This window comes from Caballeronia arvi, from assembly GCF_001544695.2.
GTDB lineage: Bacteria > Pseudomonadota > Gammaproteobacteria > Burkholderiales > Burkholderiaceae > Caballeronia > Caballeronia arvi.
The window spans coordinates 557412-572441 of sequence record NZ_FCOM02000001.1 but is presented as its reverse complement, the minus strand read 5'-3'; the positions used below and the strand labels follow the sequence as shown (position 1 = coordinate 572441).

Sequence of the window (15030 nt, the reverse complement as noted above, 5' to 3'; positions counted from 1 at the left end):
TCGCTTGAAATGATTCTTCGATCGCCTGACGCGGATGCTTGCCAGATGTGCGAATCGATCGCCCACCTCCAATTACGCGGAACGCGCGACCTGCGCAATACCCGCGACCGGCGGCCTCACGCCCACGCCGTCTGGACCGAGCACTTCCCCTGACCGACCGCTCGCCGCCGACGCAATGCGCCGGTTCCTCGCAGCACATCAAGCGCCGAACGAGCGCTGAGACACATAACGGAGACAGACATGGCAAGCGCAGACACGGTTGTGTCCGGGCAATCGCACGGGCGTCACCACAACAGATGGCTTCAACTGACGATCGGCATCCTATGTATGGGCCTCGTCGCCAACCTGCAGTACGCATGGACCCTGTTCGTGGTTCCAATGGATGCGAAACATCATTGGGGCCAGGCGGCGATTCAAACGGCCTTCACCATCTTCATCGTCACTGAAACATGGCTCGTGCCCGTCGAGGGCTGGCTCGTCGACAAGTTCGGCCCACGGCCGGTTGTCATCGGCGGCTCGATTTGCGCGGCGCTCGGCTGGATCATCGATGCGCACGCGACGAGTCTCGTCCATCTCTACATCGGCGCGGTGGTTGCGGGCATCGGCGCGGGCTGCGTGTATGGCACGTGCGTCGGCACGGCGCTCAAGTGGTTCCCGGACAAGCGCGGTCTCGCGGCGGGACTGACCGCGGCGGGCTTCGGCGCGGGCGCGGCCGTCACCGTGATTCCGATCTCGAGGATGATTCAGAGCGCCGGCTACGAGCACGCGTTCATGTTCTTCGGCATCCTGCAGGGCGTGTGCATCTTCCTGCTCGCGCTGATGCTGGTGCGCCCGAATCCGCCGGCGAACATCGTACCGGCCAAGCGTATCGTCGCGACGAAGGTCGACTACACGACCAAACAGATGGTGCGAGCGCCGATCTTCTGGGTGCTGTATCTGATGTTCGTGTTCGTCGCGGCGGGCGGCGTGATCGCGACCGCGCAGTTCGGGCCGATCGCGAAGGAATACGGCTTCGCGAAGATGCCGGTGAACGTGCTGGGCGTGACGCTGCCGCTGCTGGCGATGACGCTGTCCATCGACAATCTGTGCAACGGCTTCACGCGTCCGCTGTGCGGCTTCATCTCCGACAAGATCGGCCGCGAGAACACGATGTTCATCATCTTTCTCGGCGAAGGTATCGCGCTGCTCGGGCTGATGGAGTTCGGACATAACCCGTATCTCTTCATGCTGTTCGCGGCGATGACCTTCCTCTGCTGGGGCGAAATCTTCTCGATCTTCCCCGCGACCTGCGCCGATACCTTCGGCAGCAAGTACGCCGCCGCCAACGCCGGCACGCTATACACGGCGAAGGGCACGGCGTCGATGCTGGTGCCGCTCGCTTCGGTGCTCGCGTCGATCGGCTCGTGGAACGCGGTGTTCATCACGGCGGCGGTGACGTCGATCGCGGCGGGCCTGTGCGCGAAGTTCGTCCTCGCGCCGATGCGCAAGCGCTGGATCGAGAACACGGTCGCGGAAACATCGGCGGAGTCCTCGGTGAACGCGTCGTTCCAGACGGGTTGGGACGCATCGCGCAACACGGTCCAGTAAGGCGCGACGCATGACGCGCGAACAGCCTCCATCGCTCAGCGTATCGCTGCATCAGTTGAGGCTGTTCGTCACGCTCGCACGGCATCGCAGCTTCACGCGGGCGGGCGACGAATTCGGCATCACGCAATCGGCGGTCAGCCGCAGCATCCGCGAACTCGAAGATGAAATCGCGCTGCGGCTTTTCGATCGGACCACGCGCCAGGTTGCGCTCACCGACACCGGCCGCAAGCTGCTCGCGCGCATTGCGCCACTGGTCGAAGAACTGGAAGCGACGCTGCGGCCGCGCGCGCAGGAGGGCGGCGAGCCGGGCGTCGTGAATCTCGCCAGCAGTTGCGTTCTGACGGCGAGCGTGCTGCCCGCGATGCTCGCATCGTGCCGCGAGTGTCTGCCGGACGTCACGGTTGTCGTGATGGACCGGCCGCAGAACGCGGTGCTGCAACTCGTGCGCTCGGGCGAGGCGGAATTGGGCGTGGTCATTGCGCCCGAGAACCTCGACGAACTCGCCGCCGAGCCCCTTTTCGCCGATGGACTCGCGGCGGTCGTCGGCGCGTCGCATCGGTTGAGCGCGGTATCGTGCATCGACTGGCAGCAGTTGCGCGGCACGCCGCTCCTACTTCTCGACGACGACACCGGCAGCCTCGGCGCCATCGAAGCCGCGCTCGCGTTGCACGGCGTAACCGGCGCGGTGCGCCAGCGGCTCACGCAGCCGGCCGCAGTCGCGCGCATGGCCGAAGCGGGCCTGGGCGTCGGCATCTTGCCGATGCACGCGCGCGCCGCCTGCGACAGCGCGCAAACCTGCTTCATCCCACTCGCGCCCGACGTGTCGCGCACGATCATGCTCGTGCGGCGCAAGAACCGCGCATTGCGCGCGAGCGCGGCGAACCTCTGGTCACACTTCGTCGCGCGCTCGTCGCATACTCTTGGCGTGGGTCAGGCCGTCGAAGCCTGACCGGCGCGTTTTCCCCATCTTCGTAAACCCGCAGCGCGCCGTTGCGCATGCGGGTTTTCGCTCGTCCGCGAGCGCACGATTCGCCTTGTTCTTGCTCAATACGGAATGTAGTATCTTGTATATCAGAAGGCTATCAAGCTACAACCCTCAGGAGACGAACCATGAAAATCTGCGTGTACGGCGCCGGCGCGATCGGCGGCTATATGGGTGCGCAACTGGCGCGCGCCGGTGCGGACGTCAGTTTCGTCGCGCGCGGGCCGCATCTCGCGGCGATGCAGGCGAACGGCGTCAAGCTGCGGATCGATGGCGAGGAGCACACCGTCAAGGTCCGCTGTACCAATAATCCGGCCGAGCTCGGCCCGCAGGATTTCGTGATCATCGCGTTGAAAGCGCATTCGATTCCCGCCGTCGTCGACCTGATTCCGCCGCTGCTCGGACCGGAAACGGCGATCGTCACCGCCGTCAATGGCCTGCCTTACTGGTATTTCTACAAGCACGGCGGCGAGCTCGAGAACACCAAATTGCAGAGCGTCGATCCGGGCGGCCGTCAGTGGGACGTGTTTGGGCCGGAACGCGCGATCGGCTGCGTGCTGCTGCCCGCGGCCGAGATCGCGGAACCGGGCGTCATCGAGCATCACTACGGCAAGAAATTCCCGATCGGCGAGCCGAGCGGTGAGATCACGCCGCGTCTTCAGGCACTGCACGACATGATGGCGAAGGCCGACATGGAAGCGCCGATGCGCGACAACATCCGCGACGAAATCTGGCTCAAGCTCTGGGGCAACCTGTGCTTCAACCCGATCAGCGCGCTGACCGGCGCGACGCTGGACATCCTGACGAGCGATCCGGGCACGCGCGCGCTCTCCAAGGCGATGATGCTGGAGGCGAAAGCCATTGGCGACAAGATCGGAGTGAACTTCCGTGTCGACGTGGAGCGGCGCATCAACGGCGCGGGCGCGGTCGGTGCACACAAGACCTCGATGCTGATGGACTGCGAGGCCAATCGCCCGATGGAAATCGATCCGCTGATGACGGTCGTGCAGGAAATCGGCCGCCTCGTGCACGTCGAGACGCCGATGCTCGATGCGGTTCTCGCATTGATCAAGCTGCGCGAAGGGGTGAATCAGGGCACGGCCAAGGCATTGCCGCTCCCGCAATCCCAAAAAGCCGCCTAAACTGCAGACAAAGGCACCAGCGTTGTTTCTGATATACAAGATGCAAAATATGTTGCGCGCTGTTGCGATGCAACATATAATGAGGGCTCTTGAGTGATTTAACCGGAGCCTGAAATGAGCATCGCCCTGTTGGTTGTCGTCGGATTCGCGCTGGTTGCCGTTGGTGTGGGTGTTACGTTTATGATTGCGTCGTCGGTGCCGCAGAGCATGCTGCAGCGCGCACAGAATCACGGTCGCTTCGCTGGTCTCGCGGCGGACGATCAGAACGGCGGTTCGGGCAAGCGTGTCGACGCTCGCCGTCCGCACTTGGGAAATCAAGCCATCAATGCCATCTGATACTCAATCCGTAGAACGGCCGGAAGTTCGCACGTCGGGACTCACGCTGTCGCTGGAACCGATCAATGCAACGGTTTCGCTGCGTGACCAGGCGTACGCAAAGCTGCGACAGGCGATCGCCGAGGCGGACATCTACCGCTCGCGGGAGGAGATTCGTCTCGACGAGAAAGAACTGACCGAAGCGCTCGGCGTGTCGCGTACGCCGATCCGCGAGGCCATGACGCTGCTGGAGCAGGAAGGTTTTCTGCGCACGGTTCCACGCCGCGGCGTCTATATCCTGCGCAAGACCAAGCGCGAGATTGTCGAGATGATCCATATGTGGGCGGCGCTGGAGAGCATGGCGGCGCGGCTCGCGACGCAGCGCGCATCGGACGAGGAAATCGCCCAGTTGCGCCACATGTTCGACAATTTCCGGGACACGACGCCCGCCGAGCATATCGACGAGTATTCGGAAGCGAATATCGCGTTCCATTCCGCCATCGTGCGGCTGGCGAAGTCGGAAATCATCTTCGACACGATCAAGAACATCTTCGTGCACGTGCGCGCCATCCGTAAGATGACGATCTCGCAGAGCGACCGGGCGTCGCGCTCGATCGTCGATCACATGCGGATCATCGAGGCGCTGGAGAAGCGCGACACGGAGCTGGTCGAGCGGCTCGTCAAGCAGCATTCGCTCGATCTGGCGGCGTTCGTCGAGGCGAACTGCGACTTTCTGGATTGAGTGTTATCGGGTGGGAAGAGGAAAGGCCGCGCCGGTATTTGCCGCGCGGCCTTTCTTATTTGCAGCATGGCCTCAGTCGCGCGCGCAGTCGAGCTGCTGGGATTGCATCGGCATCTGCGATCCCTTGTCGTCGGACTGTTGCGTGACCTGTGAACTGCCATCGGGCAAGACCGCGATCGAACCGCTGCGCTGCGGCGTCGTGCCCGCTAATCCCTGCGGGCCTTGCGCGCCCTGAAGCCGGCAACGGACCGGACTCTCGGCCGGCGAAGGCGGGTTCTTGATATTGGCAGCCGCGCTGCCATTGAAATGCGAAGAAGCGGAGTCGCCGCCGAAGGACGGAGAGAGCGACTGAGCCAGCGTCTGTTCGATGCAAACGGCCAGCGTCAGCGCCGCGACGGCGAAGTAGAAGAAACGGATCATGAGGCGCAACTGTCAGGCTTGGAAAACCTTGCAGTCTACGATGCGCCCACACTGGAACTGTCAAAGAGTGTGGCTAGCGAGGCGGCCAGAGGCGCCGCCTCGCGAGTTTGCCGCTCAGCGACGCATCGCGCGCACCATCGTTTCGCCGAGCGCGGCGGGCGAATCGGCGACGTGAATGCCCGCCGACTTCATCGCGTCGATCTTCGCGGAAGCCGTTCCCGAGCCGCCCGAGATGATCGCGCCCGCGTGACCCATGCGGCGTCCCGGCGGCGCGGTCGTTCCCGCGATGAAGCCGACGACCGGCTTGTGCGTCTTCGCGTCCTTCAGGAACTGCGCCGCGTCTTCCTCCGCCGACCCGCCGATTTCGCCGATCATGATGATGCCTTCGGTCGCGTCGTCTTCCAGGAAGAGCGACAGGCAGTCGATGAAGTTCGTCCCGTTCACCGGGTCGCCGCCGATGCCGATGCACGTCGTCTGCCCGAGCCCCGCAGCGGTCGTCTGCGCGACGGCTTCATACGTGAGCGTGCCGGAGCGCGACACGACCCCGATCTTGCCCGGCCTATGGATGTGCCCCGGCATGATGCCGATCTTGCATTGCCCCGGCGTGATGACGCCCGGACAGTTCGGCCCGACGAGCCGGCTCGTCGAGCCGGAAAGCGCGCGCTTCACGCGCAGCATGTCCAGCACCGGGATGCCTTCGGTGATGCAGACGATGAACGGCACTTCGGCGTCGATGGCTTCGAGAATCGCATCGGCGGCGAAGGGCGGCGGCACGTAGATGACGGACGCGTCGGCGCCGGTCTTCGCGACCGCATCGGCGACGGTATCGAACACCGGCAGGTCCAGATGCGTCGTGCCGCCTTTGCCCGGCGTCACGCCGCCGACCATGCGCGTGCCGTACGCGATCGCCTGCTCCGAGTGAAACGTGCCTTGCGCGCCGGTGAAGCCCTGGCAAATCACTTTCGTGTCTTTATTGATTAGCACGCTCATTTGGCGGTTCCTCCTTGGGCGACGGCGGTGACGATCTTGTCGGCGGCATCGGCGAGATTTTCGGCGGGAATGATGGCGAGGCCGGACGCGCGCAGGATTTCGCGGCCCGCATCGACGTTCGTGCCGGCGAGGCGCACGACGAGCGGCACGCGCAGATCGACTTCGCGCGCCGCGGCGACGACGCCTTGCGCGATCACGTCGCAGCGCATGATGCCGCCGAAGATATTGACGAGAATCCCCTGTACTTTCGGATCGCGCAGGATCAGCTTGAACGCGGTCGCGACGCGCTCTTGCGTCGCGCCGCCACCGACATCGAGGAAGTTCGCGGGCTCGCCGCCGTAGAGCTTGATGATGTCCATCGTGGCCATTGCGAGGCCGGCGCCGTTCACCATGCAGCCGATGTTGCCGTCGAGCTTCACATAATTGAGGCCGTGCTTCGCCGCTTCGATTTCGGCGGCATCTTCTTCGTCCTCGTCGCGCAGTTTCTCGATATCCGCATGACGATAGAGCGCGTTGTCGTCGAAATTGAGCTTGGCGTCGAGCGCCATCACGTCGCCGGAGCCGGTCACGACGAGCGGATTCACTTCGACGATGGACGCGTCCAGATCGACGAACGCCTGATACAGCGCCGTGATGAATTTCGACGCCGCCTTGATCTGATTACCGGTGAGCCCGAGTCCGAACGCGATCTGTCGCGTGTGGAAAGGCTGCAAGCCGGTGGCCGGGTCGATCGCGACCTTGAGAATCTTCTCCGGCGTGCGATGCGCGACTTCCTCGATCTCCATGCCGCCCTCGGTCGACGCCATCAGCGTGATGCGCGACGTGGCGCGATCGACCAGCATGCCGAGATACAGTTCGCGCGCGATATCGCAGCCTTCCTCGATATAGAGACGCTTCACTTCCTTGCCCGCCGGCCCGGTTTGCTTCGTCACGAGCACCGAGGCGAGCATTTTTCGGGCGTTCTCGCGCACTTCATCGACCGACTTCACGACCCGCACGCCGCCCTTGCCGTCGGGATCGTTGGCGAAGCGCCCGGCACCGCGGCCGCCCGCGTGAATCTGCGATTTCACGACCCAGACCGGGCCGCCCAGCGCAGTGGCCGCATCGGCGGCTTCCCGCGCGGAAAAGGCGACGCGGCCCTCCGGAACCGCGACGCCGTACTTTCGCAGCAGCGCCTTCGCCTGATATTCGTGGATGTTCATTGCGTCTCCTAATGTCCTCTGATGGGAATGGGCGCGACCACAAAAACGCGTCATCGGTGGCGCGCTGAAATACTGTATATCACATTTCACGGAGCGCAAATAAATTTTGTCGGCGCCTCGTCCGAGGAGCACAGATTTGATGCGTCGCAACGTCGAAAATTCGCAAATCGAGATGGGAAGGGCGTCTCAGAGAATCTTGCGCTGCATCACAGGGTTTTTTCCGAGCGGGATACAGTTGACTAATACTGTGTGTGGAATATTGTATATCACAGCAACCGGGACGCAGCGCGACGTCCACGGGATCGCACACCACCCAATCGAGGAGGAGACAACAATGTCCGAAGTCGTCAGCAGCCGCCCTGAAGTCGCTCCAGCCACCACTACCGCCGATGACACGCTGAAGCAGAAAACCCGCGGCGCGGGCGTCGTCTCGGGCGGCCATCTGGTCGCTCGTGCTTTGAAGAACGAAGGCGTCGACACCATTTTCACGCTGTGCGGCGGCCACATCATCGATATCTATGACGGTTGCGTCGACGAAGGCATCCGCATCATCGACGTGCGCCACGAGCAGGTTGCCGCTCACGCCGCCGACGGCTATGCGCGTCAGACCGGCAAGCTCGGCTGCGTCGTCACGACGGCCGGACCCGGCTGCACGAATGCGGTGACGGGCGTCGCCACGGCGTTCCGTTCGGAAAGCCCGATCATCCATATCGGCGGACAGGGCGCGCTGACCCAGCACAAGATGGGTTCGCTGCAAGACCTGCCGCACGTCGACATGATGGCGCCGATCACCAAGTTCGCCGCGACCGTGCCGAGCACCGAGCGCGTCGCCGACATGATTTCGATGGCCGCCCGCGAAGCGTTCAACGGCGCGCCCGGCCCGGCCTATCTTGAAATTCCGCGCGACGTGCTCGACCGTGAAATCGACGTCACCAAGGCCGTGATTCCGCAGCCGGGCCGTTATCGCGCATCGACGAAATCGGTCGGCGATCCGGCCTCGATCGAGCAGCTCGCCGATCTGCTGGTGAACTCCGAGCGCCCCGCGATTCTCTACGGCCAGCAAGTCTGGACGGCGCGCGGCCACGAGGAAGCCATCGCACTGCTGCGCGGCCTCGACATTCCCGGCTACTTCAACGGCGCGAGCCGCGGCCTGTTGCCGCCGGGCGACCCGCATCACTTCGACCGCACGCGCTCGCAGGCTTTCGCGAAGGCGGATCTGATCGTGATCGTCGGCACGCCGTTCGATTTCCGCATGGGCTACGGCAAGCGCATCAGCAAGGATCTGAAGCTGGTCCAGATCGACATGGATTACCGCACGGTCGGCAAGAACCGCGATATCGATCTCGGTCTGGTCGGCGATCCGGGCGCGATTCTCGGCGCGGCATTGCAGGCGGCGAGCGGGCGTCTCAAGAACGACAAGCGTCAGGCGCGCCAGGCATGGATGCGCGAACTCTCGGCGCTCGAGGAAACCGCGACTGCCAAGCTGATGCCGCTCTTCACGTCCGATGCGAGCCCGATCCATCCGTACCGCGTCGCGCACGAGATCAACCAGTTCCTGTCGGACGACACCATCTATATCGGCGACGGCGGCGATGTCGTGACGATTTCGGCGCAGGCCGTGCGTCCGCGCCGTCCGGGCCAGTGGATGGACCCGGGCGCGCTCGGATCGCTCGGCGTCGGCACGGGCTTCGCGATTGCTGCGGGATTGGCGAATCCGGAGAAAGAAGTACTCTGTTATTACGGCGACGGCGCGTTCTCCATGACGTCCTTCGACATGGAAACCGCGAACCGCTTCGGTGTGCCATATATCGCGGTCATCGGCAACAACTCGGCGATGAACCAGATTCGCTACGGCCAACTCGCGAAGTACGGCGAAGAGCGCGGCAACGTCGGTAACCTGCTGTCGGATGTGCCGTATGGCCGCTTCGCCGAAATGCTCGGCGGCTACGGCGAGGAAGTGCGCGAGGCGTCAAAGATCGCGGGTGCGCTGCAACGCGCGCGCGAGTCGATCGCGAAGACGGGCAAGAGCGCAGTCATCAACATCTGGGTCGATCCGACTGTCTACGCGCCGGGCACGATGGCGCAGACGATGTACAAATAAATGTGAACCTATAAACGTCGTAAGAGATTTGGGAGACAAAGCCATGACGGTGAACACTTCTGGCAAGGCGCTGGACGGCGTGCGCATCCTGGACTTCACGCACGTCCAGTCCGGGCCGACCTGCACGCAGCTGCTCGCGTGGTTCGGCGCGGACGTCATCAAGGTGGAGCGCGCAGGCGCGGGCGACATCACGCGGGAGCAACTGCGTGATATTCCCGACGCCGACAGCCTCTACTTCACGATGCTCAACCACAACAAGCGTTCGATCACCATCGATACGAAGAATCCCGAAGGCAAGAAGGTGCTCGAGACGCTCGTCAAGAAGTGCGACGTGCTCGTCGAGAACTTCGCGCCGGGCGCGCTCGATCGCATGGGCTTCACGTGGGAGCGCATCCAGGAGCTGAATCCGAGGATGATCGTCGCTTCCGTGAAGGGTTTCGGCCCGGGACCGTACGAGGATTGCAAGGTCTACGAGAACGTCGCGCAATGTGCGGGCGGCGCGGCCTCGACGACCGGCTTCGACGACGGCCCGCCCACAGTGACCGGCGCGCAGATCGGCGATACGGGCACGGGCCTGCATCTCGCACTCGGCATCGTCACGGCGTTGTATCAGCGCAATACGAGCGGACGCGGCCAGAAAGTGCTCGCGGCGATGCAGGACGGTGTGCTGAACCTTTGCCGCGTGAAGCTGCGCGATCAGCAGCGGCTCGAGCGCACCGGCGTGATGAAGGAATATCCGCAGTACCCGAACGGCACGTTCGGCGAAGCGGTGCCGCGCGCGGGCAATGCGTCGGGCGGCGGCCAGCCGGGCTGGATCCTGAAGTGCAAGGGCTGGGAGACGGACCCGAACGCGTACATCTACTTCATCACGCAGGCGCCGGTGTGGGGCGAGATCTGCAAGGTGATCGGCCGCGAGGAATGGATCGATCATCCGGACTACAAGACGCCGAACGCGCGCCTGCCGCATCTGAAGGACATTTTTGCGGAGATCGAACGCTGGACGATGTCGAAGACCAAGTTCCAGGCGATGGAAATCCTCAACAAGCACGACATTCCGTGCGGCCCGATCCTGTCGATGAAGGAGATCGCCGAAGAGCCGTCGCTGCGTAAGACCGGCACGGTGGTGGAAGTGGATCATCCGGTGCGCGGCAAGTACCTCACGGTCGGCAATCCGATCAAATTGTCCGACAGTCCGACCGACGTCGTTCGCTCGCCGCTGCTCGGCGAACACACCGATGAAGTCATGGCCGAACTCGGCTACACGCCCGACCAGGTCGCCACGTTGAAGAGCCTCGGCGCGATCTGATTCTTACCTTCTGAACGCTTGTCCGCCGCCGCCTCGAACGAGGCGGCGCGGGCCCCTGCACGCCCAAATATACGGAGACACGTCCAAATGAACAGCACGGTTGTCCAGGAACGCAGCGAAGCAGCCAACTCATCCACGCAGACGGCGCAAGTCGTGCCGCTGCATGCGCCCGACGCGAAACGCCGTGTCGCAGAAATCTTCGATCGCGTGAAGGCAGAAGGCCGCACGTCGCTCACCGCGCCCGAAGGCAAACTCGTCTGCGATGCGTACGGCATCGCGGTGCCGCAGGAAGGCGTGGCGAAATCGGCGGACGATGCCGCGAAGCTTGCATCGTTCATCGGCTATCCGGTCGTGTTGAAGATCGTATCGCCGGAAATCCTGCACAAGACGGAAGCGGGCGGCGTGCTCGTCGGCGTGAAGAATGAAGCCGATGTCCGCGCGGGCTTCGACACGATCATCTCGAACGCGAAGAAGTACGACCCGAACGCGACGCTCGTCGGCGTGCAGGTACAGCAGATGGTCGGCGCGGGTCAGGAAGTGATCATCGGCGCGGTGACGGACCCGTCGTTCGGCAAGCTGATCGCGTTCGGTCTCGGCGGCGTGCTCGTCGAAGTGCTGAAGGACGTGACGTTCCGCCTGGCGCCGGTCACGCGCGACGAAGCCGCATCGATGCTCGACGGCATCCAGGCCGCCGAAGTGCTGCGCGGTGTGCGCGGCGCGGAACCGGTGAATCGCGAGGCGCTCATCACGCTGATCGAGCGCGTGTCGCGTCTCGTCGACGACTTCCCGCACATCTCCGAGATGGACCTGAACCCGGTCTTCGCGAGCCCTGGCGGCGCGGTCGCGGCGGACGTGCGCATCGTGATGGACTTCGCGCCGGCCGAACCGCGCTATCGCCCGACGCAGGAGCAGATCGTCGCGCAGATGAACCGCATCATGAAGCCCGATGCGGTCGCGGTGATCGGCGCGTCGAACGAAGACGGCAAGATCGGCAACTCGGTGATGAAGAACCTCATCAACGGCGGCTATCAGGGCGCGATCTATCCGATCCACCCGAAAGCCGACGAGATCATGGGCCGCAAGGCGTACAAGAGCGTGAAGGACGTGCCCGGCGTCATCGACGTGGCGGTCTTCGCGATTCCGGCGAAGTTCGTCGCGCAGGCTCTGGTGGAAGTGGGCGAAAAGAAGATTCCGGGCGCGGTGCTGATTCCGTCCGGTTTCGCGGAGACGGGCAATCACGAAGGCCAGGACGAGATCGTCAAGATCGCGCGTCAGTACGATATCCGCATGATGGGCCCGAACATCTACGGCTTCTACTACACGCCGAAGAACCTGTGCGCGACGTTCTGCACGCCGTACGACGTGAAGGGCAAGGCGGCGCTGTCGTCGCAATCGGGCGGCATCGGCATGGCGATCATCGGCTTTTCGCGCTCGGCGAAGATGGGCGTTTCCGCGATCGTCGGTCTCGGCAACAAGAGCGATATCGATGAAGACGATCTGCTCACGTTCTTCGAACAGGACGACAACACCGAGATCATCGCGCAGCACTGCGAGGATCTGAAGGATGGCCGCTCGTTCGCCGAAGCCGCAAAGCGCGTGTCGAAGAAGAAGCCGGTCGTCGTGCTGAAGGCAGGTCGCACGAGCCTCGGCGCGCGCGCGGCGAGCTCGCACACTGGCGCGCTCGCGGGCAACGACAAGATCTACGAGGACGTGTTCCAGCAATGCGGCGTGATCCGCGCACGCTCTTTGCGCGATCTGCTCGAATACGCGCGCGGCATTCCGAAGCTGCCGACGCCGAAGGGCGAGAACGTCGTCATCATCACGGGCGCGGGCGGCTCGGGCGTGCTCTTGTCGGATGCGTGCGTGGACAACGGTCTCTCGCTGATGACGATGCCCGACGATCTCGATGCCGCATTCCGCAAGTTCATTCCGCCGTTCGGCGCCGCGGGCAATCCGGTCGACATCACGGGCGGCGAGCCGCCGTCGACGTACAAGAACACGATCCGCTTAGGTCTCGAAGACGATCGCATCCATTCGATCATTCTCGGCTACTGGCACACGATCATCACGCCGCCGATGGTCTTCGCGAAACTCGTGATCGAAGTGAAGGAGGAGATGAAGGCGCTCGGCATCGAGAAGCCGATCGTGGCGTCGCTCGCGGGCGATGTCCAGGTCGAGGAAGCGGCGGAATACCTGTACGAACACGGTGTCCCGGCCTACGCTTATTCGACGGAGCTGCCGGTCGCGGTGCTCGGCGCGAAGTACAAGTGGGCGCGCGGCGCGGGTCAGATCTGATCTGATTCTGGAAGGAGGAGGGGACAGAAAGCGCGGGCCACGCATGCCCGCGCTTCATCCATCACAAGGGAGACACCTGTGACACACTGGATTCGTTTTCGCGACGCCGATGGCAGCATTGGCTTCGGCACGCTCGATCAGCACTCGGGCCGCGTCGTGCAGCACGACGGCGCGATGTTCGACCGCCCGCGCCCGACCGACATCACCTTCGCCGTGGACGACCTGACGCTGCTCGCGCCGTGTCAGCCGAGCAAGGTCATCGCGCTGTGGAACAACTACTACGCGCTGTCGCAGAAGCTGGACAAAGCGCCGCCGCAGCATCCGCTGTTTCTCATCAAGCCGCCGATGTCGGTGATAGGGCCGAACGAGTCGATACGCCGGCCGAAGAGCTATCAAGGCAAGATCGCGTACGAAGGCGAGCTGGGCATCGTGATCGGCAAGACGGTGAGCGGCGCGTCGGTCGAAGAGGCCGAGGCGGCGATCTTCGGCTACACCTGCGTCAACGACGTCACTGCGATCGAACTATTGCAGGAAGATCCCAACTTCGCGCAATGGTGCCGCTCGAAAGGCTTCGACACGTTCACGTGTCTCGGGCCCGCGATCGTCACGCCGGGCAATGGCTTCGACTGGCGCGCGGCGAGTGTCGTCACGACGCTCGAAGGCGTCGAGCGCCAGAACTATCCGCTCGACGACATGATCTTCTCGCCCGCCGAGCAAGTGAGCCTGCTGTCGCAGGACATGACGCTCGTTCCCGGCGATGTCATCGCGTGCGGCACGTCGATCGGCGTCGGCTCGATCAAGGACGGCTCGCGCGTGGATGTGTCGATCGCGGGGATTGGCACGCTGTCGAACGTGCTCGAAGCATGATCGGGGATGCGCTCTCGGGCATGCTCTGCGTGCTCGCGGCGTTGTCGGCGGGGGCGTCGTTGCGCGTCGGCGCGAACCGTTCGCTGTGGGTCGCCGGCGCGATCGCCGTCGTGGTCTGCGCGGTGAGCGGCGGGGCGGGCGCGGTCGCGCTTTCACTCGCCGCTGTCGCGGGATTCGCAGGGTTTCGGCTCAACCGGGGCGCGCCGAGTGCGTCCACGCAGGCATTGCTTGCAACGCTCGCGTTCGTCGTGTGGCTGCTGCCAGAGTCGAATGATGGTGCTTATGCAGTGACGGCGGGCGGCGCGATGGCGGCGCTGGGCTATCTGCTTTGCGCCCGCTTCCTTCGCGAAAGCGCGAATCCGCAAGCACTGCATCTCGCCTGCGCTGGCGCGTGCGCGGCGCTCGCGTATGTAATCGGCGCGCAACCCGGCGCGCTCGCCGTGGTGCCCACGCTCGCGCTTCTGGCGCTCATCGGCGCGCATTTGTCGCTTGCCGTCGGTGGCAATGTCAGCGCGCCGTTCGCGGGCCTCATGGCCGGCGTGGCGTCATGCGGTCTCGCCATCGCGGCCGCGATGGCCGGCGCGCATGGCGCGCTCGCCGTGACGGCGGCCGTGCTCGCCATCGGATGTGCGCAGTCGGCGGCGCTCGTCGGCATCGTGCGCGAAGTGCGGTAAACGACAAAGCCGGCGCGATCGTCACGCCGGCTTTGTCATCGATACATCAGACGTGACGCGCGATCGGCATCAACGATCGCGATTCCACAACGCGCCGAGCACGAAGCCGACTGCCGCCGCGATCAGTACACCCTGAATCGGCTGGCTCGCGACGGCCAGGCGCACGTTATCGACGGTCTGTCCATAGCTTTGCTGCAAGTTTCCATACGCCTGCCGCACCTTGCCTTCGACTTGCGTGCCTTCATCGCCCGTCAGCGCGCCGACCGCGTCCTGCACCTTGCCGACGACGCGCTGCGCCGCGCCTTCCACTTGATCCTGCACCATAGGTGCCTCCCTTTCGGTTGAGCGGTTTCTCGTGAGTCCTTCAGAGTCCGGTTTCGCCGGAACGCACCTGTACAGCACGTCGC

Annotated in this window: 14 protein-coding genes; 10 read left to right on the top strand and 4 right to left on the bottom strand. The window is 64.0% G+C overall.

Annotation, left to right across the window (positions count from 1 at the left end):
- The first annotated feature begins 240 nt into the window (after nucleotides 1-240).
- From oxlT to AWB74_RS02515, 5 genes are all read left to right on the top strand, one after another.
- Nucleotides 241-1587 carry an oxalate/formate MFS antiporter gene (gene oxlT, locus AWB74_RS02530; protein ID WP_061145144.1) on the top strand — a complete coding sequence of 449 codons (1347 nt, stop codon included), beginning with the start codon at nucleotides 241-243 and terminating at the stop codon, nucleotides 1585-1587.
- Nucleotides 1588-1597: 10 nt separating this feature from the next.
- Nucleotides 1598-2536, top strand: coding sequence for a LysR family transcriptional regulator (locus AWB74_RS02525; RefSeq protein WP_061145143.1), 939 nt, complete (start codon nucleotides 1598-1600; stop codon nucleotides 2534-2536).
- A 161-nt stretch (nucleotides 2537-2697) separates the two neighbouring features.
- A complete protein-coding gene (locus AWB74_RS02520; protein WP_061145142.1) occupies nucleotides 2698-3711 on the top strand; it encodes a 2-dehydropantoate 2-reductase in 1014 nt (337 codons plus the stop codon).
- Nucleotides 3712-3825: 114 nt separating this feature from the next.
- The gene (locus AWB74_RS45495) at nucleotides 3826-4047 is read left to right on the top strand and encodes a hypothetical protein (protein ID WP_143746492.1); all 222 of its coding nucleotides are present in this window, start codon (nucleotides 3826-3828) and stop codon (nucleotides 4045-4047) included.
- Complete coding sequence (locus AWB74_RS02515) at nucleotides 4037-4768, top strand: GntR family transcriptional regulator (protein ID WP_061145141.1); 732 nt, start codon at nucleotides 4037-4039, stop codon at nucleotides 4766-4768. The genes AWB74_RS45495 and AWB74_RS02515 overlap by 11 nt, the downstream gene beginning before the upstream one ends.
- A gap of 72 nt (nucleotides 4769-4840) precedes the next feature.
- Here the strand turns inward: AWB74_RS02515 and AWB74_RS02510 are convergent, their stop codons facing one another.
- The 3 genes from AWB74_RS02510 to sucC all read right to left on the bottom strand — a co-directional run bounded on the left by AWB74_RS02510 (nucleotide 4841) and on the right by sucC (nucleotide 7380).
- A complete protein-coding gene (locus AWB74_RS02510) occupies nucleotides 4841-5188 on the bottom strand; it encodes a hypothetical protein (protein ID WP_061145140.1) in 348 nt (115 codons plus the stop codon).
- 114 nt (nucleotides 5189-5302) lie between these two features.
- Nucleotides 5303-6178 carry a succinate--CoA ligase subunit alpha gene (gene sucD, locus AWB74_RS02505; RefSeq protein ID WP_061145139.1) on the bottom strand — a complete coding sequence of 292 codons (876 nt, stop codon included), beginning with the start codon at nucleotides 6176-6178 and terminating at the stop codon, nucleotides 5303-5305.
- Nucleotides 6175-7380, bottom strand: a complete 1206-nt coding sequence (gene sucC, locus AWB74_RS02500) for an ADP-forming succinate--CoA ligase subunit beta (protein ID WP_061145138.1) — start codon at nucleotides 7378-7380, stop codon at nucleotides 6175-6177. The genes sucD and sucC overlap by 4 nt, the downstream gene beginning before the upstream one ends.
- A gap of 334 nt (nucleotides 7381-7714) precedes the next feature.
- On the opposite strand from sucC, the gene AWB74_RS02495 reads away from it, so the two are divergent.
- The 5 genes from AWB74_RS02495 (at nucleotide 7715) to AWB74_RS02475 (ending at nucleotide 14623) form a co-directional block, all read left to right on the top strand.
- Nucleotides 7715-9481 (top strand): thiamine pyrophosphate-binding protein, encoded by a 1767-nt coding sequence (locus tag AWB74_RS02495; protein ID WP_061145137.1) that lies wholly within the window; start codon nucleotides 7715-7717, stop codon nucleotides 9479-9481.
- 43 nt (nucleotides 9482-9524) lie between these two features.
- The gene (frc, locus tag AWB74_RS02490) at nucleotides 9525-10787 is read left to right on the top strand and encodes a formyl-CoA transferase (RefSeq protein WP_061145136.1); all 1263 of its coding nucleotides are present in this window, start codon (nucleotides 9525-9527) and stop codon (nucleotides 10785-10787) included.
- An 87-nt stretch (nucleotides 10788-10874) separates the two neighbouring features.
- Entirely contained in the window at nucleotides 10875-13082 is a 2208-nt protein-coding gene (locus AWB74_RS02485) for an acetate--CoA ligase family protein (RefSeq protein ID WP_061145135.1), read from the top strand.
- A gap of 78 nt (nucleotides 13083-13160) precedes the next feature.
- A complete protein-coding gene (locus AWB74_RS02480; RefSeq protein WP_061145134.1) occupies nucleotides 13161-13949 on the top strand; it encodes a fumarylacetoacetate hydrolase family protein in 789 nt (262 codons plus the stop codon).
- On the top strand, nucleotides 13946-14623 hold the full coding sequence (locus tag AWB74_RS02475) for a hypothetical protein (protein WP_061145133.1): 678 nt from the start codon (nucleotides 13946-13948) through the stop codon (nucleotides 14621-14623). The genes AWB74_RS02480 and AWB74_RS02475 overlap by 4 nt, the downstream gene beginning before the upstream one ends.
- Nucleotides 14624-14692: 69 nt before the next feature.
- Here the strand turns inward: AWB74_RS02475 and AWB74_RS02470 are convergent, their stop codons facing one another.
- Nucleotides 14693-14947: a CsbD family protein gene (locus AWB74_RS02470; protein WP_061145132.1), complete on the bottom strand. Its 255-nt coding sequence runs from the start codon at nucleotides 14945-14947 to the stop codon at nucleotides 14693-14695.
- Between the last annotated feature and the right edge of the window lie 83 nt (nucleotides 14948-15030).

What these genes read in the sequence shown, in the direction of transcription:
- AWB74_RS45495 (WP_143746492.1), top strand. Translation starts at nt 3,826, where the DNA reads ATGAGCATCGCCCTGTTGGTTGTCGTCGGATTCGCGCTGGTTGCCGTT.
- AWB74_RS02485 (WP_061145135.1), top strand. Translation starts at nt 10,875, where the DNA reads ATGAACAGCACGGTTGTCCAGGAACGCAGCGAAGCAGCCAACTCATCC.
- sucD (WP_061145139.1), bottom strand. Translation starts at nt 6,178, where the DNA reads ATGAGCGTGCTAATCAATAAAGACACGAAAGTGATTTGCCAGGGCTTC.
- AWB74_RS02515 (WP_061145141.1), top strand. Translation starts at nt 4,037, where the DNA reads ATGCCATCTGATACTCAATCCGTAGAACGGCCGGAAGTTCGCACGTCG.
- AWB74_RS02525 (WP_061145143.1), top strand. Translation starts at nt 1,598, where the DNA reads ATGACGCGCGAACAGCCTCCATCGCTCAGCGTATCGCTGCATCAGTTG.
- oxlT (WP_061145144.1), top strand. Translation starts at nt 241, where the DNA reads ATGGCAAGCGCAGACACGGTTGTGTCCGGGCAATCGCACGGGCGTCAC.
- AWB74_RS02475 (WP_061145133.1), top strand. Translation starts at nt 13,946, where the DNA reads ATGATCGGGGATGCGCTCTCGGGCATGCTCTGCGTGCTCGCGGCGTTG.
- AWB74_RS02495 (WP_061145137.1), top strand. Translation starts at nt 7,715, where the DNA reads ATGTCCGAAGTCGTCAGCAGCCGCCCTGAAGTCGCTCCAGCCACCACT.
- frc (WP_061145136.1), top strand. Translation starts at nt 9,525, where the DNA reads ATGACGGTGAACACTTCTGGCAAGGCGCTGGACGGCGTGCGCATCCTG.
- AWB74_RS02470 (WP_061145132.1), bottom strand. Translation starts at nt 14,947, where the DNA reads ATGGTGCAGGATCAAGTGGAAGGCGCGGCGCAGCGCGTCGTCGGCAAG.
- AWB74_RS02510 (WP_061145140.1), bottom strand. Translation starts at nt 5,188, where the DNA reads ATGATCCGTTTCTTCTACTTCGCCGTCGCGGCGCTGACGCTGGCCGTT.
- AWB74_RS02520 (WP_061145142.1), top strand. Translation starts at nt 2,698, where the DNA reads ATGAAAATCTGCGTGTACGGCGCCGGCGCGATCGGCGGCTATATGGGT.
- sucC (WP_061145138.1), bottom strand. Translation starts at nt 7,380, where the DNA reads ATGAACATCCACGAATATCAGGCGAAGGCGCTGCTGCGAAAGTACGGC.